This window comes from Dactylosporangium sp. CA-092794 (assembly GCF_050948465.1).
Taxonomy (GTDB): Bacteria; Actinomycetota; Actinomycetes; order Mycobacteriales; family Micromonosporaceae; genus Dactylosporangium.
Window position 1 is genome coordinate 9,769,854 of record NZ_CP192044.1, and the last position, 23,435, is coordinate 9,793,288.

Consider the following 23,435-nt stretch of genomic DNA (forward strand, 5'->3'; position numbering starts at 1 on the left):
CCGACCAGTATCCGGCGACCGGACAAGCCGATCCGTTGGCCGGCCGAGTGGCGAACGGGAGGGGGGACAAGGCACAGTATCGGCGTGTCCGCGTCCGCGCAGTTGGCCAACGCCGTGCAGGGAGCCCGGGCGATCGCCGCACAAGGGGACAAACGGGGCGCGATCGCGCTGCTCGGCCGGGCGGTCTCCACCGCCGCCGCGGCGACCGGGGCCGACGACCCCGACGTGCTGACGGCGACCGCGGAGCTGGCCCGCTACTACGTCGAGATCGACGAGCTGGGCGATGCGCGGCGGCTGCTCGAGGAGGGGCTCGAGGCCGGGGCGCGGCGGCTCGGCGACGGTCACGCGGTCATGCTCGGGCTGTCCTTCGAGCTGGCGAAGCTCGCCGTGGAGCTCGACAACGTGTTCGAGGCCAAGCGGCGGTACCGCCAGCTGGTGAAGCTCGGGCCCGAGGCGCTCGGCGAGGAGCATCCCAGCGTGCGCGCCGCCCGCGAATACCTGGGCCTGCCCTCGTCCTCCGCGCCGGTCCACGTGCCCGCTCCGGTCCCGCCGCCGCCTGCTCCCGTCCCGGCGCCGCCTCCCCCGGTCTCGCCGCCCGCGCCGGTTTCGCCGCCCGCGCCTCCCGAGGAGCTGTTCGCGCCTCGGGAGGAGCTGTTCGCGCCTGCCGAGGAGCTGTTTGCGCCCGCGGAGGAGCCGCCTGCGCCGCCGGAGGACGACTACTACGCGGACGAGGACGAGGACTACTACGAGCCGGCGCCGTGGCAGCGGGTGGCACCGGGCGTGCTGCAGCGCGCCGACTACGAGCCGATGTCCGGCCCGCAGTGGCAGGTCGCGGCCGCGCCCTCGTCGGCCACCGCACCGCCGCTGCCGATGGGCCCGGCCCCCGGCCGGCCGCGCCGCTCGCCGCTCGCCGCCGTCCTCGTCATCGTCGTCGTGGCCGTGCTCGGCGGCGGGATCGCGGCGGGCGTGGCGTATCTCGCCGCGAGCCCCGAGGACACCACCGCTCCCCCGCCGGCCGCCGGGCCGTCCGTCATGCCGTCGCCGGAGCCGGCCGAGCCGTCCGGCGGACAGGGCGGCAACCCGCGGGCGCCGGGCAACCTCACGCTCAAGGACAACAAGACGAGCGTCACGCTGACCTGGACCGATCCGTCGAAGGGCACCGTGCCGTTCATCGTGGCCGGCGGCGCCCAGGGCGCGATGCGCGAGCTGCAGGGCCTGACCGCGGGCACCACGCGGGCCACCATCAACGGGCTCAACGCCAAGCTCGAGTACTGCTTCACCGTGGCCGCCGTCTACGGCACGCAGGACGTGCAGCTGTCCGACCTGGTCTGCACCAAGCGCACCTGACCACGCAGCACCCCGCGTATCGGTGAGGACACGGACCGCGCCCGCGGGTATCCCCCACCCATCGACGGGAATATGATGGGCGCCGGTTTCGGGGAGGGGGCCGGGATGGTGACGGAATGCGACTGAACCTGCGCTCGCGCAAGAGCGGCGCGCTCGTCACGCTCGGCACCGTGGTGCTCCTGGTCGTCGTGCTGGGGCTGACCCTGTTCGGCACCGGCGCCGCCAACCACGCCGTGGCCAGCTTCGACGTGAGCTCCTGGCTGTGGAGCACCGACAAGGGCGAGCTCGCCCGGGTCAACGGCGTCACCGGCAAGGTCGACACCCGCACGAAGATCACCGATGCGCAGGGTCACACGATGCAGGTGACCCAGAGCGACCGGTTCGTGGTGCTGCGCGACCTCAACACCGGCAAGATCAGCGTGCTGGACCTGTCCAGCCTCAGCCTCGGCGCGACCACGCAGTCCACGCCCGGCCTGGGGGTGACCGTGGCCGTGCACGACGACACCGCGTTCATCGTCGACACCGTGCAGGGCCAGGTCCGCCAGCTCGACCCGGCGACGCTGCTGCCGGTCGGCGAGACGATCGCGTTCCCGCCCGGCATCTCCGGCGGCGCGTTCGACGACAGCGGCCGGCTGTGGCTGCTGGTGCCCTCCGAGGGCACGGTCGTGGCGATCCAGCCCGCGCCGGCCCGCAAGCCCTCCCCCGGCGGCGGCCAGGGCGGCGGGTTCGCCGGCGACCCGGTGAAGGTGAAGACGGTCACGGTCGCCGACCCCAGCCACGACCTGGCACTGTCCATCCTGGACTCCGGGGCGGCCGTGCTGGACAAGACCGCCACCACGCTGACCACGCTGCGCGGCGACACGGTGAAGAAGGTGCCGCTGCGCCTGGACGGCGAGGGCGCGATGCCCGGCCGCACCGTCGGCGGCGACGTGCCGGTGACCGTGATCGACGGCAGCCACGTCTACGTGGTCAGCAACGAGAAGGTGACCGACTTCCCGGTGCCCGGCAACAGCCCCAAGCTGCAGCCGTGCGTGGCCTGGTCGGCCCGGTTCTACTGCGCCGACGACACCAGCGGCACCGTCTACGTGCTCGACGCGCAGGGCAAGGCGCTCGAGCCGATCCGGATCCGCTCCGACGGCCAGCCGCTGGAGCTCGAGGTCCGCGAGGACCGCATGTTCATCAACGCCCCCGGCGGCTCCACCGCCCGGGTGGTGGACGCCAAGAACCACGTGACCACCGTCGACAAGTATGCCAACGACGTTCTCGGCGGCGACGCCCCACCGGCCCCGCCGCCCCCGCCGGCGACGAAGCCGCCGGTCGGCCCGCCCGGCGCGCCGGGCCGGGTCACCGCCGTGGCCGGTAACGCGACGGCCCGGGTGAGCTGGACCGCGGCCCCGCCCAACGGCAGCGCGGTGACGAAGTACGTGGTCGAGGGCGACGGGCAGGTGCACGAGGTGGGCGCGAGCCTGCGCTCGCTGGACATCGCCGGGCTGACCAACGGCCAGACGTACAAGTTCACCGTCTATGCGGTCAATGCCAAGGGCAACGGCCCGAAGAAGGCGGCCAGCCCGGTGGTGCCGACCTCCGCCGTGCCCGACCCGCCGGCGAGCGTGGCCGCGACCGCCAACCCCGACGGCACCGTCGCGGTGACCTGGCCGGCCGCCAACGGGCAGGGCCACAAGATCGCCAAGTACGTCGTGACCACCGTGTCCAGCGCCGAGGCCAAGTCCTACGAGTCCGCGCAGCCGCAGCTGACGGTGCCGGCCGGAGACCTGCCCTACGGCACGCAGGTGGCCTTCAAGGTGGCCGCGATCAACGACCTCGGCGCGAGCTCGACACAGTCGCCGCTGAGCCCGTCGGTGGTGCCGTTCAACAAGCCGGGCGCCCCGGGCGCGCTGAGCGTCAAGGCGGTGCTCACCAAGCGCGGCACGGTCGTGGCCAGCTGGAAGGCGCCGGCCGACAACGGCGCGCCGATCACCGGCTACGAGGCCACGGTCAACGGCCAGAAGACGACCATCGACACGGCGCTCAGCCACGAGTTCGGCGGGTTCAAGGACGCCGAGCACGTCACCGTCGCGCTGCGCGCGATCAACAAGGCCGGTCCGGGCGCCTCCGCCTCCGGCGCCGCGGACACCCTGGCCCAGCCCAAGATGACCGTCGACGACGGCGCCGACACCGCCGGGCTCAACTCGATCACCGCGCACTTCACCGCGACCGACGGCGGCGGCGCGCCGGCCAAGTGCAAGCTCGACGTGGCCGGCGTCGGGGCGGTGGAGGCCAACTGCTCGGGCTCGCTGACGATGAACGGGCTGTGGCCCAACACGGCGTACAGCTACACCGTGACGGTCACCAACACGGCCGGCATGACCGCGAGCGGCACCGGGTCGATCAGCACGCCGGTCTACAAGGGCACGGTCGTGTGCAACGACCCCGGCTACTGCGGGAAGACCGCCCAGGGCGGCGGCATCTGGGTCTACACGACCCCGTCGCAGAGCGGCAGCGGCATCGGGGACGTCTTCAACGGGGAGAGCTACGTCGCGATCTGCCAGACGAACACCAGCGTGAGCATCAACGCCGAGCCCTACGGCGGCAAGAAGAGCACCCAGTGGATCAAGATCCAGTTCAAGGGTGAGAACTACATCCCGTATGCCTGGCTCAACCTGCCCAACGGCACCGGGCCGCTGAAGCAATGCTGATGGAGCACCGTGATCGCGCCTGAACAGCCCATGGAAGCCGGCATACCGCACAACGCCGATCGAGCCACACTGGGCGCAGAGGAGGTCGCCGCCGCGGCGGAGCTGGTCGGGCGCCTCGCCCGCAACGTCGAGTCGATCGTGCTGGGCAAGCCGCAGGTGGTGCGGCTGACGATGACGGCGCTGCTGGCCGAGGGGCACGTGCTGCTCGAGGACGTGCCCGGGGTCGGCAAGACCACGCTCGCCCGGGCGGTCGCGGCCAGCGTGCAGGGCCAGTGGCGGCGCATCCAGTTCACGCCCGACCTGCTGCCCTCCGACGTCACCGGCGTGACCATCTTCAACCAGGCGACCCGCGGCTTCGAGTTCCACCCCGGCCCGGTGTTCGCCAACATCGTCATCGCCGACGAGATCAACCGCGCCTCGCCCAAGACCCAGTCGGCGCTGCTGGAGGTCATGGAGGAGCGCTACGTCACCGTCGACGGCGTCCGCCACGGGGTGCCGCGGCCGTTCCTCGTCGTCGCCACCCAGAACCCGATCGAGATGGACGGCACCTACCGGCTGCCGGAGGCGCAGCTGGACCGGTTCCTGATGAAGCTCGCCGTCGGCTACCCCAGCGAGGCGGTCGAGATCGAGGTGCTGCGCGGCGCGGTCGCCCGCTCCCCCGAGGCCCTCGACCCGGTCACCGACACGGCGTCGGTCGCCCAGCTGGTGCGGCTGGCCCGGCGAGTGCACATCGCCGAGCCGCTGCTGGGCTATGCGGTTCGGCTCGCCAACGCCACCCGCGCCCACCCGCAGATCCGCATCGGGGTCAGCCCGCGCGGCGTGATCGCGCTGACCCGGGCCGCCAGCGCCTACGCGCTCACCGACGGTCGCGGCTACGTGGTGCCCGAGGACCTCAAGACCCTCGCCGAGCCGGTGTTCGCGCACCGGCTGCTGCTCTCCCCCGACGCGCAGGTCCGCGGCGTCGCGCCGGCCGAGGTCGTGCGCCAGGTGCTCGACGCGGTGCCGGTGCCGTCCCCGGTCGCGGCCTGAGCCGATGCGCCTCACCGCTCGGGGGGCCGGGCTGTGCGCCGCGGCCGCGGTGCTGCTCGGCGTCGGGCTCGTCTTCGGGTACCCCCACCTCGTCGTTCTTGGCACCGCGAGCGTGGCCGCGCTGGTGTTCGCGGCCGGCTATGTCTGGTGGCGGCCGCGGCTGACCGTCTCCCGCGGCGTCGAGCCGGACCGGGTCATGCGCGGCGAGTCGAGCACCGTCACGCTGCGGGTCGGCAACGCCAGCCGGCTGCGCGGCGCCACGCTCGTCGCCCACGATCGCTGCGGGCCCACCACCGTGCCCGTCCCGCTGCTGCGGCTGCGGGCCGGGGGCGAGACGACGGCGCAATACCCGGTGCCGACCGAGCGCCGGGGCGTGATCGCCATCGGCCCGCTGCACGTGGTCCGCCGCGACCCGCTCGGGCTGCTCGCGCTGGCCCGCGGCTACGGCGGCACGGCGCAGGTCTGGGTCTACCCGCGGGTGCACCGGCTCACCGCCGTGCCGACCGGGGTCGCGCGGTCGCTCGACGGGCGCGACGACCGGGTGCCGCACGGCACGATCACGTTCGACACACTGCGGGAGTACGTCGTCGGCGACGAGCTGCGGCGGGTGCACTGGCGCACGTCGGCGCGGGTGGGCGAGCTGATGGTGCGCGAGCAGCTCGACACCAGCCTGCCTCGTTTGGTGGTACTCCTGGATGATCGGCGATCGTCGTATCCCGACCCGGAGCTCTTCGAGTCGGCCTGCGAGGCGGCGGCGTCGATCGTCCTAGCCGCCTTCCGCGACGCGCTCCCGATCGCGCTGCGCTTGCTCTCCGGCACCGCCCACGCTTCGGGCTCCTCGGCTCGCTCGTTCCTCGACGTGCTGGCCTCGGTCGAAATTTCGGACATTTCCGATTTTTCGTCTATTTCGGTTTTGCAGGCCGAGCGGGTCGGGGACACGCTCGTCTATCTGACCGGTTCGTCCGATCTGAGCCAGGTCAGCGCGCTGCGGACGGCCTATCCGACGCTCGTCGCGGGCGTGTTCGGCGATGACCGCCCGGCGCTGGAGCGGGTGGTGGTGCTCGCCGTCCGCGACGGCGAGGAGTTCGCCGCCGCGTGGGACGGGGTGCAGACATGGTGAGACGTCTGCTCGTCCCGGCCGCCCTGCTCGGTATGCTGGTGCTGGCCGGCGTGTCGCTCGCGCCCATCTACAACGGCACCCTGTTGCCGCTGCTCACCACCGTGGCCGCGGCCGCCTCCGTGCTCGTCGGCCTCGCCGTGCGCCGCCTGCCGGCCTTCACCGCCGCGCCCGCCTCGGTGCTGGGTCTCGCGGCGATGGTGTTCATCACGGTGCGTGTCTCCGCCCGGGCCGGCCAGATCCCCGGCGCGGTGCCCGACGTGGCCCGCGAGGCGCTGCGCAACAGCATCCCCCGGCTGCTCACCGCCCTGATCCCGATCGAGCCGCAGCCCGACACGGTGCTGCTGCCGGTCATCGCCACGTGGCTGGCCGGCCTGGCCGCGGTCGAGGTGGGCGTGCGCTACGGCCGCGTGCTGCTGTCCTACACCGCGCCGACGCTGCTGTACGGCGGGGCGCTGTACCTCGTCGGCCCGGACACCACGGCGGCGCGCGCCACGTCGTGGGTGCCGCTCGCCTACGCCGCCTTCGGCGCCCTCGGCCTGATCGCGAGCGCCCGCCCGGACTTCTCGCCCGACACGCTCACCGGCACCCAGCGCCGGACCCTGGGCCTGCGCGTCGGCGCCGGCGCGGCCGCCGGCCTCGCCGTCGTCGTCGTGCTCTCCCAGCTGCTCGGCCCCGCCGTGGCCGGCCAGGGCAACGACACCCCGGTCGACCCGCGCAACTACGTGACCCCACCCCAGCTCGACGCCCTCGACGAGAACCCGCTCGTCCGGCTCTCCGGCTGGAACCTCAACAAGGACCAGCACCTCTTCGACGCCGTCGTCACCCCCGGCCCGGGCGCCGCCGCCGAGCCGGTGATCCGCCTGGCCGTGCTCAACGACTACGACGGCGTCACCTGGCGGATCGGCTCGGTCTACCGCAACGCCGGCCGCGTCCTGGGCCGCCCCGACGGCGACGCCCCCGAGGTGACCCAGGAGATCACGATCGACGAGCTCGACGGCCGGCTCCTCCCGGCCGTCGCCACCCCGCAGCGCGTCGACGGCGTGCGGGTCGCCTTCGACGCCGACACGGGCACCATCGCCCTCGCCGACCCCCTGCACCAGGGCCTGACCTACACGGTCGTCTCCCGCCGCGACCCCCGCCCCGACGACCAGGAGCTGTTCGTGGCGGACGTACCCTCAGCCGAGGACGCCGCCCGTTACCTGACCCTCCCCGGCAAGGTCCCCGACTCGATCGCGCAGCTGTCGGCCCACCTCGGCGAGGGCGTCTCCAATCCGTACCAGCGCGCCTTCGCCATCCAGCAGTGGCTGGAGGAGCACTACAAGCTGGTCGCCGACGCCCCGAGCGGCCACGCCTACCCCAACGTCGAACACTTCCTCTTCGGCAACAAGCAGCTGGGCGGCCAGAAGGGCACGTCGGAGCAGTTCACCGCCGCCTTCGCGGTGCTGGCCCGGCTGTCCGGCCTGCCGACCCGCGTCGCCGTAGGCTTCCGCACCCACAAGGACGACAAGGCCATCCGCGGCGCCGACGCCATCGCGTGGCCGGAGGTCCTGTTCAAGGGCTTCGGCTGGGTCGCCTTCGACCCGCTGCCCAAGTCCGACACGGTCCAGCGCCCGGTCGAGGACGACTTCCGCCCGAAGCCCCCCGCGGCCCAGCCCCCGCCCAGCGCGGTCCCGCCCCCGTCCCAGCCGGCGAGCGCACCGCCGTCGCACTCCGCCTCCGCCGCGCCCGCCGCCCCCGCCCCAGGCGCCACCGGCCCGCTGCTCATCGCCGCCGCGACCACCGGGGCCGCGCTGCTCCTCGTGACGGGTCTTCTGGCGGCGGTACCACTCGTGCTGCGCAACCGCCGCCGCAGGCGCCTCACCGAGGGCCCGCCAGCCGCCCGCATCGATGCCGCCTGGACCGAGGTCCTCCTGGCCCTGCGCCAGGCGGGCCGCCCCGCACCCGCTCACCTGACCGCGGGCGAGATCGCCACCTACGCCGCGACCGCCGCCACCGTGCCCGCCCACGCCCCCGGCCCCCGCCTGCGCCCCGCAACCCCTCCGGTCGACGACCTGGCCGCTTTGGTGAACACGGTCGCCTTCGCCCCCGGCACACCCTTGCTCGACGAGCCGGCCGCCGCCCACGCCACCGCGCAGGCCACCGCCTACCTCACCGACCTGAGGTCCCGCCGCCCCTGGTGGCGCCGCTTGCTGTGGACCTTCGACCCCCGCCCCCTACGCTGGCACCGCCGCCCCTGACGGCCACCTTTTTTGGCCGTGCACCGTCGCCGTGCAGCAGCAACTCGGTCACATCCGCCGGCGTGGTGGGTGGAGGCGGTCAGCACTTGATCGTGTTGGCTTGATGTGAGGCGGCGGTCGCTTCGGTGCTTTACGCGCCGGGCGCCGCACGCCACGCAACACGGCGCAGCGACAGAAAGTCTCCGCGATCATGCCGAACCGGGCACCGCACCACCGGTTTTTCATGATCACGGAGTGGCGATGTACCCCTGTGTACCAAAAGTCTCCAGGATCATGAAAAACCCGTGCCGGGCCACCGCGAGCATCATGATCACGGAGACATACATCCGCCGCGCCGCCGCGCCGCCGCGCCGCCGCGCCCCGCCGCGCCGCCGCGCCCCGCCGCGCCGCCGCGCCCCGCCGCCGCCGCGCAGCCCCGGGGGTCGGCGCGACGACCGCTGTGCCCGCCGGGCCATCGACGCCCAGCCTGCGGCGGCTGCAGCCTGCCATCAACTACCAGGATCGGGCGCTGGCCTCATACACCACGCCAGCCGGACGTGACCAGCGGCTCCGCTCGAGCCACTACGCCTGACCTCCTGACCGGGCCCAAGCTCGTCCTCGTCGTGCGCCGCCGGCGGCGCTGGAGCCGCCGCGCCTGATTGCGCCCTCGGGAGCGCACGCCCGTCAAGCCGCGGCACCGAGGCTCCGCCCGAGCTGATGCAGCGCGCGGGTAGCGGTGCCGAGCTCACGCCGCGCGGCGTCGACGTCGATGGGAAGCGCCGCCGCCAGCGCCGCATTGCGGATGTAGGTCGACAGCGCCTGCCCGGCCGCACTCGCCGCCGCGGCAATCCCGTCGAGCTCGGTGCGACTGAACCGAACCGACACCACCGAGCGCACTTCCGCGACCGCCTCGCTCGGCACCACGTCACCGGCTGCTTCATCGCGGTGCTCATACAGATCCTCGGCCAGCGCCTCCATCTCGGCCACGCTCAGCCCCGTCACTGGGTCCACGTCCTCCGCCTTGCTCATGCCTGCTCCCATGCCGTAATCGGATATGCCGTCTTGGTCTCCGCGTATGCCGCTCCCGGTGTGCTGGACGACAGGGCCCCGCGGCACGACAACGCCCGGCCCGCGCCGCACGACAGGGCCCGCGCCAGGCTGCGCGGCAAGGGCCGGGCCGCACGGCAGGGGCCGGGCCGGGGTGCAGGGGTCGTGCCGGGCCGGGGTGCATGGTGTGCTGGTGGGGCGGGTGGGTGGCGGGCACCCATTACGGTTGCTGGATGCGACGGCGACACCTGCTCACCCTCGCCGCCGTCGGGGCGGTCAGTGCCGGCTGCGGGCCGGACGATGCGCCGCGCTCGAAGGGCGCGCCGGCGGCCGGGCCCGCTTCGGGCGGGTCCGGTGGGCCACGGTTCCCGGATGGGTTCGCGTGGGGGGCGTCGACGTCGGCGTACCAGATCGAGGGGGCTGCGGCCGAGGACGGGCGCGGGCCGTCGGTGTGGGACACGTTCAGCCACCAGCCGGGGCGGGTGCGCGGCGGCGACACGGGTGACGTCGCCGTCGATCACTACCACCGGATGTACGAGGACCTCGACCTCATGAAGGACCTCGGGCTGAAGAGCTACCGGTTCTCAATCTCGTGGTCGCGGGTGCTGCCCGACGGGCGCGGGGCGCTGAACGCCAAGGGGCTCGATTTCTACCATCGGCTGGTCGACGGGCTCCTGGCGCGCAACATCACGCCCGTGGCGACGCTGTTCCACTGGGACACGCCGCAGGCCCTGCAGGATAAGGGCGGCTGGGAGCAACGCGACTGTGCTCAGTGGTTCGCCGACTACGCCCAACAGATGTTCTACTCCCTCGGCGACAAGGTGTCCACCTGGCTGACGCTCAACGAGCCGAAGACCGTGGTGTCGCTGGGGTACACCACCGGCACGCACGCCCCGGGCAAGCGGGACCGGCGCGTGGCGAACGTGGTCGGGCACCATCTGCTGCTCGGGCACGGGCTGGCGGTGCGGGCTTTTCGTGGTACCAATCGAAAAGGACAGATCGGGGCAGCGCTCAATCTCTCGCCGGTCTATCCTGCTGATGCCTCGGCCGCGGCGGCGGAGCAGGCGACCGCCGTCGACGGCGAGGAAAACCGGCGATGGCTCGACCCTGTGCTGCTCGGGCGCTATCCGGCGGACTGGCTGGCGGCGCAGCCCGCGAATGCACCCGTGCGCAAGGCCATCCACGACGGCGACCCGGCGGTCATCGGCGAGCGCTCCGACCTGCTCGCCGTGCAGTACTACAACCCGATCCGCGTCACCGCGCAGGGCGGCCGGGCGTCTCCGCACGTCACGACGCAGGCGACGTGGCAGGAGGTATACCCCGACGGGCTGTACGACCTGCTGACCCGCCTCAAACGGGACTACGGCGACCTGCCGCTGACCGTTACGGAGAACGGGATGCCGTCGCCGAACGACGTCCAGGACGACGACCGGATCGCGTTCCTGCGCGACCACATCGCCGCAGCGCAGCGCGCGATCGCGGCCGGCGTGCGCCTGCAGGGCTTCCACGTGTGGTCGCTGCTGGACAACTTCGAGTGGGCCGAGGGATACTCGCAGCAGTGGGGCCTGATCCGGGTGGATCGGTCCACAATGGACCGGCGGCGCAAGGCGAGCGCGGAGTGGTATCGCGGCGTGATCGCCCGCAACGGCCTGCCTGCGTAGGCCCGGTTCGCCGACCTGGCTTCGTCGAGTCCACGCTCCGCCCGGCCAGCCAGCCCGGCTAGCTCAGCCAGCCCAGCCAGCCCGGGCGGACGAGGCCGGCCTCGTAGGCGAATAGGCCCGGTTCGCCGGCCTGGCTTCGTCGAGTTCACGCTCCGCCCAGCCAGCCCGGTTAGCCCAGCCAGCTCAGCCAGCCCGGTCAGCCCAGCCAGCCCGGTCAGCCCAGCCAGCCCGGTCAGCCCAGCCAGCCCGGTCAGCCCAGCCAGCCCGGTCAGCCCAGCCAGCCCGGTCAGCCCAGCCAGCCCGGTCAGCCCAGCCAGCCCGGTCAGCCCAGCCAGCCCGGTCAGCCCAGCCAGCCCGGTCAGCCCAGCCAGCCCGGTCAGCCCAGCCAGCCCGGTCAGCCCAGCCAGCCCGGTCAGCCCAGCCAGCCCGGGCGGACGAGGCCGGCCTCGTAGGCGAAGACGACGAGCTGCGCTCGATCGCGGGCGCCGAGCTTGATCATTGCGCGGCTCACGTGGGTCTTCGCGGTGGCCGGGCTGACGTAGAGCTTCGCGGCGATGTCCTCATTGGACAGTCCGGCGCCGACGAGCGCCATCACCTCGCGCTCGCGGTCGGTCAGGGTGTCCAGCGACATCGGGGCCAGCGGGGCGCGGGAGCGGCTGGCGAACTCCTCGATGAGCCGCCGGGTCACGCCGGGCGACAGCAGCGCGTCGCCGGCCGCGACCGCGCGGACGCCGCGCAGCAGGTCGACCGGCTCGGTGTCCTTCACCAGGAAGCCGCTCGCGCCGACACGCAGCGCCTCGAAAACGTACTCATCCAGGTCGAACGTGGTCAAGATGACGATCCGCACCTCGGACAGGGCGGGGTCGGCGGCTATACGGCGGGTCGCCTCCAGGCCGTCGAGGACCGGCATGCGGATGTCCATGAGCACGACATCCGGCCGGGTCTGCACGGCGAGCCGAACCGCCTCCGCGCCGTCGGCCGCCTCGCCCACGACCTCAATGTCGGACTGGGCGTCGAGCAGCGCCCGGAAGCCCGCGCGCACCAGCGCCTGGTCGTCGGCGAGCAATACCCTGATCACGATCGGTCGTCCTCCCGGAGCGGAATCGTCGCACGCACCTCGAAGCCGCCGCCCTCGCGCGGGCCGGCCTCGACGGTACCGCCGAAGGTGGCCGCCCGATGTCGCATGCCCGCGATACCATTGCCCTGCGCGGCGTCGCCCCACTTCGTGCTGTCGCCCGCCCGCACGCTGTCGCCGGACTTCGGGGCTTCGTTCGACCGCGCGCCATCCACGCGCTTCGGTGCCTCGCTCGGCCGTGCGCCGTCGCCCGGCCGCGTGGCATCGCCCGGCTTTGCGGTGTCGGCCTTCGCGGTGTCGGCCGGCCTCGCGGTGTCGTCGGGCGGCTTCGGACCGGTGCCGTCGTCGGTGATCGCCAGGGTGAGCTCGGTCGCGGCGTAGCCGACGACGACCGTGGCGGTGGCGTCCGGGCCGGCGTGCCGGCGGACGTTCGTGAGGGCCTCCTGCACGATGCGGTACGCCGCCCGGTCCACCTGCGGCGGCAGCGGCCGCGGGACGCCGACGGTGTCGAGCGTGACCGGCAGGCCCGCGCCGCGCGCCTCGTCGGCCAGCCGCTCCAGGTCGGCCAGGCCCGGGGCCGGGGTGCGCGGGGCGACCCCGCCCGGGTTTAGCCCGGCCAGCACGGCCCGGGTCTCGCGCAGCGCCTCGGCGCTGGCGTGCTTGATCGCGGTCAGCGCGACCCGGGCCTGCTCGGGCTGCTCGTCCATCAGGTGCAGCCCGACGCCCGCCTGCACGTTGATGAGCGACAGGTGGTGGCCGATGACGTCGTGCAGTTCGCGGGCGATGAGCAGCCGCTCGTCGCTGGCCTGGCGGCGGTGCTGCTCGGTGCGGGCCTTCTCCTCCTCGGCGCGGGCGAGGGCCGCCTGGTGCGCCCGGTCGCGGGCCATTTGGGTGTACCGCACGCCGCGCACCCGGGCCGCCTCGCCGAAGACCGCTATGATGAGAGTCCATACCCCGATCGCGATGAGCCGGCCGATCGAGATGTGCGGCATTGCCAGCACGACAAACGTGGTGTAGGCGGCGGTCACGGCGATCCACGTCAGCCAGCGGTAGCCCGCCGACAGGGCGGTGAAGACGGCCACGATCGCGGCGATGAAGCCCGGCCCATCGGGGTACTGCTGCGCGAAATAGGCGACCGTGGCGGTCAGCGCCCCGGCGAGCGTGGCCAGGGGCAGCTTGTGCCGCAGCAGCAGCGCCGCCGGGCCTGCGATCAGCAACAAGTAGCCGGTCTGGTCCAGTTCGTGACCGGTGGTGCCGTAGGCGGCGGCACGGGTGCCGAGCACCTGGATGAGCGCGATGAACACCGCGAAGGGCACCGGGTGCGGGCCGCCCCACCGACGCGTGTTGACCCGCTGCTCGATGCGTTCGAACCTGCGCTCCAGGCGCTCCGCTCGGCGCTCCTCGGCCCACGGCGGTCGTCTCACAGCACAACCGTAGTAGAGGCGCCTACCTGCGGCATCGCCTTCCCGGCGCGGCGGCGTGTACTCCCGCGGGAGTAGACGCCCGGCCCGGCTGCGCCCAGAGCGGTACCACACGAGCCGTCGCCGGTGCGACGCGCAGAACGCCGCCGGTCGGCACGCTGGAGTCCGACAACGGAAGGGGGCCGACAACATGGCCGGCGAACGGGTACGCGCCTCGGACGGGGAGCGCGAACAGTACGCCAACATGGTGCGGGCGGGCATGACCGAGGGCCGGCTCACACTCGAGGAGGGCGAGGAGCGGCTCAGCCAGGTGTACGCCGCGAAATTCCGCGACGAACTCCCGCCGCTCACCGCCGATCTGCCCGACGGGGGGCGGCGCGGGCTCTACGAGACGCCGGAGGCGAAGGAGCAGCTCGCCCAAGACAGCCGCCGGCACCTGCGGCGACACGCGTCCTTCGTGGCCGTGCTCGCGGCGACGCTGACGGGGCTGTGGGTGCTGTCCGGTGCGCACTTCTTCTGGCCGGCGATCCCGCTCTTCTTCCTGGTGATCGGCCTGGCCAGGCATGCGCGCTGGCGGGCCTACGGCGGGCACCACCCGCGCTGGGGTCGCGGTCCGTGGGGGGCCGCGGCCGAGCACGGCTGGGGGCGCGGACCGTGGGGGGCCGCGTCGGACCGGCAGGGCTGGAACCGCTGACACCACCCGGGGCCGCCGCCAGCACGCAGGCGGCGGCCCCTCGGTCCTGGGGCCGGACCACGGGAGCCGGCGGGGACCGGCTCCGGCTCGGACGAGTTGCTCGACGTCCCGACAGACCTTGACACCGCCGGGGTCCCACCGGCCAAGCGCCCGGTCGCGCAAGCCGCACAGCACCAACACGCGAGGGTCGCTGGTACCGCCGCCGCATCCAACAGCAGCAGGCGGACTCGCCACGACCGGCACGTCAGAATCGGGGCCGCCGCCGGCATGTGGCGAGCCCCGTCGATCCGGGAAGGGGCATCGCACATGTTCTTCTTCGAGCTCAAGGACCGGGTCGCGGTCGTGCTGGGCGGCCGGGACGACACCGCCAGCGTGTCCGCGGCGGTGTGCCGGCTGCTGGCCGAGCGCGGCGCGCGGATCGCCGCCGTCGGCCCCGATGAGTCCCAGCTCGCCGACCTCGTGGACGAACTGCGCTGGGGCGGTACGGAGGCGCTCGGGATCGTCGCCGAAGGTACCGATGCCGCGGCAATGGAGGCCGTGCGGGCCAGCGTCCTGACCGAGCTGGGCGCGCCCGACCTGCTCTTCGTCCTGCCCTGCCCGGACCGCGCCGCCGGCTGGCAGCACACGGTCGACAGTGGACTCACCACCGTCTTCCAGGCACTGCAGGCATTCGTGCCGGCCATGGCCGAGACCGGTGCCGGCGCGGTCGTCACCCTTGCCCCGCGCGGGCCCGACCCGGCCACCAACGCGGTCGGCGGCGGGGTGACGGCGCTCACCCAGCACTACGCGCGGCTCGTCGCCGACTTCGGTGTGCGGGCGAATGTCGTGTCTTGGACACCATGCGAGTCCACCGTGGACGACGCCGCCTTTGCCGCACTTTACCTGGCCTCGGACGCCGCGGCCACCATGACGGCAACGACACTCGACGTTGCGGGTACATTGATGCGACTGTAGGACCTATGTACGAATGACCGTCCACCTGGGATAGTCACGTGCCATGATGGGCTCGTCGCACGCGCTGTCCGGGGCGGCTGTCTGGTTGACCGGTTCGCTGGCGCTGGACCAGCTCGCGCACTTCCACCAGACCCCGCTGCAGCTCGCCGTCGGCACCGCGATCTGCGCCGGCGGCGCACTGGTGCCCGACCTCGACCTCTCCGGCCGGGTCACCCGCCGCCAGGGCGGCGCGACCGTGGCGCACACGTTCGGCGTGTTCTCGCTGTTCCTGGCCGAGTGCATCGAGAAGTTCTCGCTGGGCGTCTACAAGCTCACCCGCATGAAGCACGACCCGCCGCGGCACAACGGGCACCGCACCCTGACCCACACGCTCGTCTTCAACGTCGGCGTCGGGTACGGCACGCTGGCCCTGTGCAACGCCTACGGCAAGTGGGCGGTCATGGGCGTGCTCTTCGTGGCCTTCGCCCTGGCCCTGCGCGGCCTCTTCGAGCGCTGGGCGGAACGCGCCGGCTGGGTTATCGTGACCCTGGCCGCGGCGGGCGCCACTTTCGTGGTGTACGAGCGACTGCCGGGCGATCGCGGCTACCCCCTGCTGGGCCTCGCGGTCGGCGTCGGCGGCCTGATCCACCTGCTCGGCGACATGATCACCCGGCACGGCTCCCCCATCCTGTGGCCGATCCCCACCGGCCGCCGGATGTGGCGATGCATCGGCCTGCCCCACTCGATCGCCCTGACCGCCGGCGACAAGACGGAGACGGTCTTCCTGCGCACGGTGTTCGCGACGGTCGCCATCTTCGCGGGCGCGGTGCTGATCGCCCCGATCATGATGCAGCGCTTCGACATCGTTCTCTAGTCGTTCTATCCGAGCCCATCAGCCACTGGCGTCGATCCCGGCCCGCGCGGCCGGCGCGTCGGGGCGTGGCGTGGCGTTAACGCTGCCGCGCAGCGCGCCCGCCTCGCGCGGCGGGCGGGCGGGTCGGGGTCGCGTCCGCCGACGTGGTGTATGAGCTCAGCGTGTCCTCCTCGGACCGGCGCCGGTAACGCCGTGCTGCGCCGCGTGCGGTCCGGGGGCAGCCCGCCGCAGCCGTGCTCCGCCCGCGCCCGGCACCGGCGCCCGGGAACCGGCGCAGCGACCGGAAGTCTCCGTGATCATGCGCAACCCGGCATCGACACCACGGTTTTTCATGATCGCGGAGCGCTGATGTACCCCCGTGTACCGGAAGTCTCCGGGATCATGGCAAACCCGGTGTGCCGTCACCGCGGGCAGCATGATCACGGAGACATACGTCCGGCCCGGCCGCGCGGATCGGAGGCCGCGCCCGGCGGGTACGACATCCGCACCGTCCCGCCCCCGCCGCGCCACATCGAGGGTCGGCGCCGATGACCGGCGCGCCCCCAGCGGGTGGCCACCGACGCCCGGCCTGCGGCGGCGGCCACCATCAACTGGCACGATCAGGGCGCGCGGGCCTCAGACACCACGCCAGCAGGCGTGCCGCGGTCGGCGTCAATTCGCCGCGCCGCAGGTGATCGAAAACGGGATTCGGGGCAAAGTCGTTGTGATCCGATAAGTCGGGCGCTGCGCGCGGGACGGCCCGGCGGCGGGGCTGCGGACAGTACGATGCGGCCGTGAATGCGCAGGAAACCCGGCTCGTCATCGTGATGCGCACCGATCTTGGCATGGGCAAGGGTAAGATCGCTGCGCAGGCGGCGCATGCCGCCGTGGCCGCGGCGGTGCGACAGCAGCGGACCGCGGCGTTCGCCGACTGGTGGCGGGCCGGGCAGCCGAAGGTCGTGCTCAAGGTCGGCGACGAGGACACGCTCGGGCTCGTCGTCGCGGCGGCCGAGGAGGCCGGGCTGCCCGTCGAGGTGGTGCACGACGCCGGACGTACCCAGGTGGCGGCCGGCACTGCCACGTGCTGCGCGATCGGACCGGCGCGCGGTGCCGCGTTACAGCCGGTGACCGGCTCCCTGTCGCTGCTGTAGGCCGAAGCGCCCCGGACACGGAAACGGCCGCCCCCGTCGGGGAGCGGCCGTCGGTGCGCAAGGCGTCGTCAGTCGGCGAGCGTGACGATGCTCTGCGCCCAGCGGAAGTACTTGTTGGTGCCCAGGTCGCGCACGGTCTTGATGTTGAACGCGGCGAGCAGCTTCTCAGCGTCGCCCTCGCTGACGCCGGCGATCGCGGTGACGGGGGCGTCGGCGAGCTCCTGGGCGCTCTTGCCTTCCCACTCCTTCATGAGCTTCTTTTCCAGACCAAGCATGTTGCGCTCCTTCTCTCGGTGAACATGGTGAATCCGCGCTCGCGGTGAAACCCGCGCCAGGCTACGTCGGCCGCCTACCGGCTGCAACGTCGGGGCTCCTGGACGAGTGTGCCGATCTGCTTGCCACATCGGCCGTTTCGCGGAGATGATCGGCTGATGAACAGCCAATGGGGGCTGACGATCCCGTTGACGGGGATCCCGTTGCCCGACCACGCAGCGTTGCTTTCAACGCTACCGGATCTCGGGTACACGGACGTGTGGTCCTCGGAGGTTGCGGGCGCGGACGCGTTCACGCCGCTGGCGCTGGCCTCAGTGTGGTCGCCTACGCTGCGGCTGGGCACCGCGATCGCGCCGGTTTTCACCCGTGGTCCCGCCCTGCTGGCCATGCAGGCGGCGACCCTGGCCGAGGCTGCCCCGGGGCGGTTCACGCTCGGGATCGGCGCCTCCTCACCAGTGGTCGTCGAAGACTGGAATGCGGTACCCTTCGATCACCCGTACGAACGCAGCCGCGGCGTCCTGCGCTTCCTACGCACCGCGCTGGCCGGTGAGCTGGCCGACGGCGACTTCGGCACGTTCGCGGTGCGGCGGTTCCGGTTGGAGCGAGCACCGGCCGTAGCCCCGAAGCTGCTCCTGGCTTGTCTGCGATCGCGCATGTTGCGCCTGGCCGCGACCGAGGCCGACGGCGCGATCCTCAACTGGCTGTCGGTGGAGGATGTGGCGACCGCACGCGCCGAGCTGGCGGACGCGCCCGAGGGCTTCCAGGTGGTGGCGCGCATCTTCGTGTGCCCCACGGCCGACGCCGACGAGGCCCGCGCGGCCGGCCGCCGACTCATCGCGGCGTACCTGACCGTGCCCGCCTATGCGGCGTTCCACCGCTGGCTGGGCCGCGGCGAGGTGCTCAAGCCGATGTGGGACGCCTGGACCGCCGGCGACCGCCGCGGCGCACTCGCCGCCATCCCGGACGAGGTGGTGGATGCGCTGATCGTGCACGGCGCGCCCGAACAATGCCACGCCCACCTGCAGCGCTACGCCGCCGCCGGGGTCACCACACCCGTCATCGCCCTCCTGCCGACCCGCGACCTGGCCGCCGGCGGCCCGCCCGCGCTGCTGGAGACGCTGCGCGCCCTCGGAGGACGACCGTGAACCTCAACGGTCCGATCGCCCGACCACGCCAGCACCACCCCGCACGGCAACCGCTGAGCTCGAAGGCCCGATCGCTGACGCCCCGCGCCAAGACCGCGCACCTCAACGGCCCGACCGCCACAGCCGCACCCGCACCGCGCCGGGCTACAACCGCGCAGCTCCAGGGGCCGATCGCCACCGCGCAGCCCAACCGCCCGACCGCGACCACCGAACCCGCGCCACGCCGGGCAACGACCACGCAGCTCAAGGAGCCGACCGCCACCGCGCAGCCCAACCGCCCGACCGCGACCACCGAACCCGCGCCACGCCGGGCAACGACCGCGCAGCTCAAGGGGCCGATCGCCACCGCGCAGCTCAACGGCCCGGCCGCGACCGCCGAACCCGCGCCACGCTGGGGAACGACCACGCAGCTCAACGGGCCGGCCGCCACCGCGCAGCCCAACCGCCCGACCGCGGCCGCCGAACCCGCGCCGCGCCGGGCAGCGACCACGCAGCTCCAGGGGCCGATCGCCACCGCCACGCCTACGCCACGGCGGGCGGCGGCAGCGCAGCTCAACGGGCAGATCGTCGCCGTCGCAGCGATGCCACCCGGGAAGACCGCCAAAGTCGACGGGACGACCGCCATGCCGACGCCACCGCGGACGACGGCAGCCGGGCTCGTCGGGCCGGTCGTCGCCACCGCGGCTGCGCCACACCGGACGGCGACAGCCAGACTCGGCGGGCCGACCGGCGTCACCGCGCCTACGCCGCCTCGGACGACGGTGGCCGGGCTCGACGGCCCGATCGTCGTCATCGTGCCCAAGCCGCTGAAGACCTTGCGAGGACCATCGTGAAGCTTGACGGCCGAGTCGTCATCGCCGCCGGCGGCGCGCCCGCGCCGGTGGAGACGTTGTGCAACCTGGGAGGACGACCGTGAGGCTGGATGGCCGGGTTGTGGTCATCACCGGCGCTGCCGGTGGGATTGGGTCTGCGCTCGCCCGCCGGTTCGCCGCGGAGAAGGTCGCCGCGCTCGTCCTGGCCGACCTCGATGGCGCCGCCGCCGCGGCCCTTGCGGCGAGCCTACCCGGCGAGGCGGTCGGCGTCGAGGCGGATGTGACGAGCGAGGAGCAGGTGGCGGAGGTCGTCGCGGAGACCCTCGAGCGCTACGACCGCATCGACCTGTTCTGCGCCAACGCCGGCATCACCACCGGCGCCGGCCTGGAGGCGTCGCCGGAGACGTGGGAGCGCGCGTGGGGCGTCAACGTCCTGTCGCACATCTACTCCGCCCGCGCCGCGCTGCCCTCCATGCTCGAGCGTGGCGGCGGCTATCTGCTGCACACCTGCTCCGCGGCCGGCCTGCTGACCGCGGTCGGCGACGCTCCCTACGCGGTGACCAAGCACGCCGCGGTCTCCTTCGCCGAGTGGCTTTCCATCACGTACGGCTCGCAGGGCATCAAGGTCAGCGCCCTCTGCCCGCAGGGCGTCGATACCCCGATGCTGCAGGATGGCCTGAAGGCCGGCCACATCGGCGCCAAGGTCACCGCGGCCGGCGGCGAGGTCCTCTCCCCCGATCTGGTCGCCGACGCCGTGGTCGCCGGCCTGGACGCCGAGCGCTTCCTGATCCTGCCGCACCCCGAGGTGGCGAAGTACTACCTCAACCGCGCGACCGACACCGACCGCTGGCTGGCCGGCATGCGCAATCTGCGCGACAGCCTGTCATGAAGCAGCCCGACATGCTGCAGCCCGCGCTGGACGTGGTCGTGCCCTTCGCGCGCGGCCGCCAGGGCCGCACCATCGTGGGCATCTGCGGCCCGCCGGCCGCTGGCAAGTCTACCCTCTCCGCGGCGCTCTCGGATGCCCTGAACATCCACAATGGACTGTCCAGCATCGCGGTGCCGATGGACGGCTTCCACCTCTCCAACGCCGAGCTCGAACGCCTCGGCCTGACCGACCGCAAGGGCGCGCCGGAAACCTTCGACGCGGCTGGTTTCGTACACCTGCTGCGCCGCCTGCGCGCCGGCGAGGAGCTGGTCTACGCCCCGTCGTACAGCCGGAGCCTGCACGAGTCCATCGGCGGCGTGATCCCGATCCCGTCCGACGTGCGCGTGATCGTGGTCGAGGGCAACTACCTGCTGCTGGACCACGGCCCATGGGCCTCGGTCCGCGGCCTGCTCGACTTGGTCCTGTACCTCGACGCCCCCGACGAGGTACGCCAGGAGTCGCTCGTGCGCCGCCAGCTCGCGAAGGGCCTAGCCCTGCCGGCCGCTCAGGACTGGGTGACCCGCAGCGATGAGCGCAACGCCGAGGTGATCGCCGGCACCCGCAACCGCGCCGACCTGATCCTGAGCAGGTAGCGGCCGGCCGGTCACCGCACCACAAGGGTTGCAACACCCACCCGGCGCACCGCAACACGGGGCCAGTCAGCAACGCGGGCTCGGTCAGCAGCGGGCGGCCAGTCGGCAACACCGGGACGGTCCGCGCCGCGGGGCCGGTCAGCAACGGGCGGCCAGTCCGCAGGCGCGTGGCCGGCAGCAAGGTGGGAGCGGCCACCCGGTGGTGGTCAACCGCCGCCCGACGGTCGTCGGCGGTGCGGAATGCCCAGAGGCCCGCGCCGCGGGCTGGCCGCGTGTTACGGCCCAGGCTGCGCCGAAGCAACCGCACCCGAGGTGGCCTGCCTGCCCCCGTCCGGCGCGGCCGTTCACCGAGCGCCACCCGGTCCGGGAGCGAGGCCGGTCCGGGAGCGAGGCCGGTCCGGATCACGCCGGGGCAAGCGACGAAGCAACGGATGGTTCGGTGATCGGTCTCCTTGGCCGCTGCGCACCACAGCCCTCCGCCGCGCTTCGCGCGAGCCCGGGCAGGCATGACCGTGGCGACGGAGCCACCAACGCATTGCCGGGTAGGGCCGGCCCGTCCGGCCCTGGCGCGCGAACGCGTGCTCCGCGGCGTCACTGCGCTCCGCGCCAAGGTTGGACGGGCCGGCGATCGGAGGCCGCACCTGAGCTGGTGCGTCCGCTATTTGGTGTAGCCGGCGGCGTCGCTTCTATCCCACCCCCAGTGGCCGGTCGGGCTGCGGCGATCCGGGCTCGGCCGGCCGAGCGCGGCGCGCCGGGCGTGGCCGGACCACGGGAGTGATATGCAGTTGTCGATCTTTTCTGGCCAGTCGCGGTCATCGTAGCGGCCACCTACGACATTTTTTCGACGCCGAAGAGGCGGGCCGCGTTTTCCCAGCACACGGCCCGCAGCCAGGCTTCGCCGAAGTCGAGACGGCGCAGCGAGTCGATCTGGTGGGTGTACGGGTAAGGGATGTTCGGGAAGTCGCTGCCGAGCAGGATCCGGCCGGCGAGGCCCAGCGCGCGGATCCGTGGCAGCAGGGACGCCGGAGGGCCACCGAAGAATTCGGTGAAGACCATCGTTGTGTCCAGGTGTACCCCCGGATGCTCACCGGCCAGATCGAGAAAGCCCTCGAACTCGGGAGCGCCGAGATGAGCGACGATCGCGAGCAGTCCCGGGTGGCGGCGCAGCACCTCGCCGAACGGGCCCGGGCCGGTGAAGCCGTTGGCGACCGGTCCGGAGCCGGCGTGGACGACGACCGGCACCGCGGCCGCGGCGAGGCGGTCCCAGACCGGAGCAAGCATGGGCTCGCGCGGGTCGAAACCTCCGACCTGAAGGTGTACCTTGAAGACCCGTGCGCCGGCGGCGATGGCGGCATCGACGTGTGCGAGCACGTCCGGCTCGGGGAAGAACGTGGCGCTGGGCAGGCAGCCGGGCGTCCGGGCGGCGAAGTCGAGCGTCCATTCGTTGAGGGCGACGGCCATGCCGGGCCGGTGCGCGTAGGCCAGGGCGGTGAAGTGCCGCACGCCAAAACTCCGCAGGAGTTCTACGCGTTCGGCGTCGGATCCCCGGTACAAAATCGGCCAGGGCCGGCCGATCAGTGGACCCTGCTCGTCGAAATACGCCCACACCCGCCGCAACAGGCGCGGTGGCATGAAGTGGGTGTGTACGTCGAACAGCTCGTCCATCACGTCAACCGCGCCCCGGTTAGCCCGAGCGCGCCGGCCCGGGCGTCGACGCCGCGCGCGGCCGACCGCACGGCCGGGGCGCGAGAGCCCGCACACCGCCGTGACCGCCGGCTCAGGCAACGGCGGTGCGTGAGCGCGGCGAGTTCGGTGCGGTCCGGGTCGCGTGCGCCTATCCGGCCGCCGCCGCAAGCGGCTGTTCGTGCGCTTGGGGCACGATGATGCGCATGCCGCTGCGCCGGCCGGCTCGGCCGGAGAGCACGGTCATGGGCGAGTCGACCGCCGCCTGCCTGGTCGCCCCGGGCGGCGAGCAGGACCGGCTGCTCGGCTACGCCACCCGCACGATCGGTCGAGTCATGGCGATGGTGGAGCAATCGCCGGCCCGGTGCGGGGCCGTCCTCGTGGCCATCGGCCTCCAGGCGGCGCTGGGTGCGCAAACGGATAGCGTCCACAGTAGACGTCCGCACGCTCGGCACCGGAACCATGGTCGCGTGAAGGAACGCGGGCGCTGCACGGGCGGCGGCCGGAGGAAATGGCACGCGCCACGACAGCGGCGCCGTTCGGGCGAGCAATTCGCGAGTGGCATCGGCGTTGCCTACGGCGCTGGTTCTCACCCGTCGCAGTTTAGGCCGGTGCCGGCGGAGCGCGCGGTGGTTCACAAGCTGAGCGGCGCACGCGCCCGCGACGGTCGCAGCTGCCCATGGACGCGGCCACGGCGAAGCTGCTGACGGTGCACGGCACGCCGCGAAAGGCGGCGTGAGACCATGGCGCCGCAATGC

At 73.0% G+C, this 23,435-nt stretch carries 19 protein-coding genes; 14 read left to right on the forward strand and 5 right to left on the reverse strand.

Annotated elements, in window-relative coordinates; genetic code table 11:
• The first annotated feature begins 84 nt into the window (after positions 1 to 84).
• The 5 genes from ACQPXD_RS41855 to ACQPXD_RS41875 all read left to right on the forward strand — a co-directional run bounded on the left by ACQPXD_RS41855 (position 85) and on the right by ACQPXD_RS41875 (position 8,429).
• Positions 85 to 1,347: a tetratricopeptide repeat protein gene (locus ACQPXD_RS41855; protein WP_432828199.1), complete on the forward strand. Its 1,263-nt coding sequence runs from the start codon at positions 85 to 87 to the stop codon at positions 1,345 to 1,347.
• A gap of 116 nt (positions 1,348 to 1,463) precedes the next feature.
• Positions 1,464 to 4,043: a fibronectin type III domain-containing protein gene (locus ACQPXD_RS41860; RefSeq protein ID WP_432828201.1), complete on the forward strand. Its 2,580-nt coding sequence runs from the start codon at positions 1,464 to 1,466 to the stop codon at positions 4,041 to 4,043.
• Between the two features lie 9 nt (positions 4,044 to 4,052).
• Positions 4,053 to 5,072 carry an AAA family ATPase gene (locus tag ACQPXD_RS41865; RefSeq protein WP_432828203.1) on the forward strand — a complete coding sequence of 340 codons (1,020 nt, stop codon included), beginning with the start codon at positions 4,053 to 4,055 and terminating at the stop codon, positions 5,070 to 5,072.
• Positions 5,073 to 5,076: 4 nt separating this feature from the next.
• Positions 5,077 to 6,192 (forward strand): DUF58 domain-containing protein, encoded by a 1,116-nt coding sequence (locus tag ACQPXD_RS41870; protein WP_432828205.1) that lies wholly within the window; start codon positions 5,077 to 5,079, stop codon positions 6,190 to 6,192.
• Entirely contained in the window at positions 6,186 to 8,429 is a 2,244-nt protein-coding gene (locus ACQPXD_RS41875) for a DUF3488 and transglutaminase-like domain-containing protein (RefSeq protein ID WP_432828207.1), read from the forward strand. The genes ACQPXD_RS41870 and ACQPXD_RS41875 overlap by 7 nt, the downstream gene beginning before the upstream one ends.
• 663 nt (positions 8,430 to 9,092) lie before the next feature.
• On the opposite strand, the gene ACQPXD_RS41880 is transcribed toward ACQPXD_RS41875, so the two are convergent.
• Entirely contained in the window at positions 9,093 to 9,437 is a 345-nt protein-coding gene (locus ACQPXD_RS41880) for a plasmid mobilization protein (protein ID WP_432828209.1), read from the reverse strand.
• A 251-nt stretch (positions 9,438 to 9,688) separates the two neighbouring features.
• Here ACQPXD_RS41880 and ACQPXD_RS41885 point away from each other — a divergent pair, with 251 nt between their 5' ends.
• Positions 9,689 to 11,116, forward strand: coding sequence for a GH1 family beta-glucosidase (locus ACQPXD_RS41885; protein WP_432828211.1), 1,428 nt, complete (start codon positions 9,689 to 9,691; stop codon positions 11,114 to 11,116).
• A gap of 412 nt (positions 11,117 to 11,528) precedes the next feature.
• Here the strand turns inward: ACQPXD_RS41885 and ACQPXD_RS41890 are convergent, their stop codons facing one another.
• Both ACQPXD_RS41890 and ACQPXD_RS41895 read right to left on the reverse strand, forming a co-directional pair.
• A complete protein-coding gene (locus ACQPXD_RS41890; protein WP_432828213.1) occupies positions 11,529 to 12,194 on the reverse strand; it encodes a response regulator in 666 nt (221 codons plus the stop codon).
• The gene (locus ACQPXD_RS41895) at positions 12,191 to 13,615 is read right to left on the reverse strand and encodes a sensor histidine kinase (RefSeq protein WP_432828215.1); all 1,425 of its coding nucleotides are present in this window, start codon (positions 13,613 to 13,615) and stop codon (positions 12,191 to 12,193) included. The genes ACQPXD_RS41890 and ACQPXD_RS41895 overlap by 4 nt, the downstream gene beginning before the upstream one ends.
• A gap of 187 nt (positions 13,616 to 13,802) precedes the next feature.
• Here ACQPXD_RS41895 and ACQPXD_RS41900 point away from each other — a divergent pair, with 187 nt between their 5' ends.
• The 4 genes from ACQPXD_RS41900 (at position 13,803) to pth2 (ending at position 17,243) form a co-directional block, all read left to right on the forward strand.
• Positions 13,803 to 14,306: a DUF1707 SHOCT-like domain-containing protein gene (locus tag ACQPXD_RS41900; protein WP_432828217.1), complete on the forward strand. Its 504-nt coding sequence runs from the start codon at positions 13,803 to 13,805 to the stop codon at positions 14,304 to 14,306.
• A 306-nt stretch (positions 14,307 to 14,612) separates the two neighbouring features.
• Complete coding sequence (locus ACQPXD_RS41905) at positions 14,613 to 15,260, forward strand: SDR family NAD(P)-dependent oxidoreductase (RefSeq protein ID WP_432828219.1); 648 nt, start codon at positions 14,613 to 14,615, stop codon at positions 15,258 to 15,260.
• Positions 15,261 to 15,303: 43 nt separating this feature from the next.
• Positions 15,304 to 16,113, forward strand: a complete 810-nt coding sequence (locus tag ACQPXD_RS41910; protein ID WP_432828221.1) for a metal-dependent hydrolase — start codon at positions 15,304 to 15,306, stop codon at positions 16,111 to 16,113.
• A gap of 773 nt (positions 16,114 to 16,886) precedes the next feature.
• Positions 16,887 to 17,243 (forward strand): peptidyl-tRNA hydrolase Pth2, encoded by a 357-nt coding sequence (gene pth2 / locus ACQPXD_RS41915; protein WP_432828223.1) that lies wholly within the window; start codon positions 16,887 to 16,889, stop codon positions 17,241 to 17,243.
• 68 nt (positions 17,244 to 17,311) lie between these two features.
• On the opposite strand, the gene ACQPXD_RS41920 is transcribed toward pth2, so the two are convergent.
• Positions 17,312 to 17,518 (reverse strand): hypothetical protein, encoded by a 207-nt coding sequence (locus ACQPXD_RS41920; RefSeq protein ID WP_432828225.1) that lies wholly within the window; start codon positions 17,516 to 17,518, stop codon positions 17,312 to 17,314.
• Positions 17,519 to 17,692: 174 nt separating this feature from the next.
• On the opposite strand from ACQPXD_RS41920, the gene ACQPXD_RS41925 reads away from it, so the two are divergent.
• The 4 genes from ACQPXD_RS41925 to ACQPXD_RS41940 all read left to right on the forward strand — a co-directional run bounded on the left by ACQPXD_RS41925 (position 17,693) and on the right by ACQPXD_RS41940 (position 20,994).
• Entirely contained in the window at positions 17,693 to 18,661 is a 969-nt protein-coding gene (locus tag ACQPXD_RS41925) for an LLM class F420-dependent oxidoreductase (RefSeq protein ID WP_432844152.1), read from the forward strand.
• Positions 18,658 to 19,494 carry a hypothetical protein gene (locus ACQPXD_RS41930; protein ID WP_432828227.1) on the forward strand — a complete coding sequence of 279 codons (837 nt, stop codon included), beginning with the start codon at positions 18,658 to 18,660 and terminating at the stop codon, positions 19,492 to 19,494. Before ACQPXD_RS41925 ends, ACQPXD_RS41930 begins: the two co-directional genes overlap by 4 nt.
• 79 nt (positions 19,495 to 19,573) lie before the next feature.
• Entirely contained in the window at positions 19,574 to 20,362 is a 789-nt protein-coding gene (locus ACQPXD_RS41935) for an SDR family oxidoreductase (RefSeq protein WP_432828229.1), read from the forward strand.
• A gap of 11 nt (positions 20,363 to 20,373) precedes the next feature.
• Positions 20,374 to 20,994 carry a nucleoside/nucleotide kinase family protein gene (locus ACQPXD_RS41940; protein ID WP_432828231.1) on the forward strand — a complete coding sequence of 207 codons (621 nt, stop codon included), beginning with the start codon at positions 20,374 to 20,376 and terminating at the stop codon, positions 20,992 to 20,994.
• A gap of 828 nt (positions 20,995 to 21,822) precedes the next feature.
• Here ACQPXD_RS41940 and ACQPXD_RS41945 read toward each other — a convergent pair.
• Positions 21,823 to 22,659, reverse strand: a complete 837-nt coding sequence (locus tag ACQPXD_RS41945) for an amidohydrolase family protein (protein WP_432828233.1) — start codon at positions 22,657 to 22,659, stop codon at positions 21,823 to 21,825.
• Positions 22,660 to 23,435: the final 776 nt, after the last annotated feature.

What these genes read in the sequence shown, in the direction of transcription:
- ACQPXD_RS41900 (WP_432828217.1), top strand. Translation starts at nt 13,803, where the DNA reads ATGGCCGGCGAACGGGTACGCGCCTCGGACGGGGAGCGCGAACAGTAC.
- ACQPXD_RS41945 (WP_432828233.1), bottom strand. Translation starts at nt 22,659, where the DNA reads ATGGACGAGCTGTTCGACGTACACACCCACTTCATGCCACCGCGCCTG.
- ACQPXD_RS41920 (WP_432828225.1), bottom strand. Translation starts at nt 17,518, where the DNA reads ATGCTTGGTCTGGAAAAGAAGCTCATGAAGGAGTGGGAAGGCAAGAGC.
- ACQPXD_RS41880 (WP_432828209.1), bottom strand. Translation starts at nt 9,437, where the DNA reads ATGAGCAAGGCGGAGGACGTGGACCCAGTGACGGGGCTGAGCGTGGCC.
- ACQPXD_RS41870 (WP_432828205.1), top strand. Translation starts at nt 5,077, where the DNA reads ATGCGCCTCACCGCTCGGGGGGCCGGGCTGTGCGCCGCGGCCGCGGTG.
- ACQPXD_RS41875 (WP_432828207.1), top strand. Translation starts at nt 6,186, where the DNA reads ATGGTGAGACGTCTGCTCGTCCCGGCCGCCCTGCTCGGTATGCTGGTG.
- ACQPXD_RS41885 (WP_432828211.1), top strand. Translation starts at nt 9,689, where the DNA reads ATGCGACGGCGACACCTGCTCACCCTCGCCGCCGTCGGGGCGGTCAGT.
- ACQPXD_RS41905 (WP_432828219.1), top strand. Translation starts at nt 14,613, where the DNA reads ATGTTCTTCTTCGAGCTCAAGGACCGGGTCGCGGTCGTGCTGGGCGGC.
- ACQPXD_RS41860 (WP_432828201.1), top strand. Translation starts at nt 1,464, where the DNA reads ATGCGACTGAACCTGCGCTCGCGCAAGAGCGGCGCGCTCGTCACGCTC.
- ACQPXD_RS41940 (WP_432828231.1), top strand. Translation starts at nt 20,374, where the DNA reads ATGCTGCAGCCCGCGCTGGACGTGGTCGTGCCCTTCGCGCGCGGCCGC.
- ACQPXD_RS41910 (WP_432828221.1), top strand. Translation starts at nt 15,304, where the DNA reads ATGATGGGCTCGTCGCACGCGCTGTCCGGGGCGGCTGTCTGGTTGACC.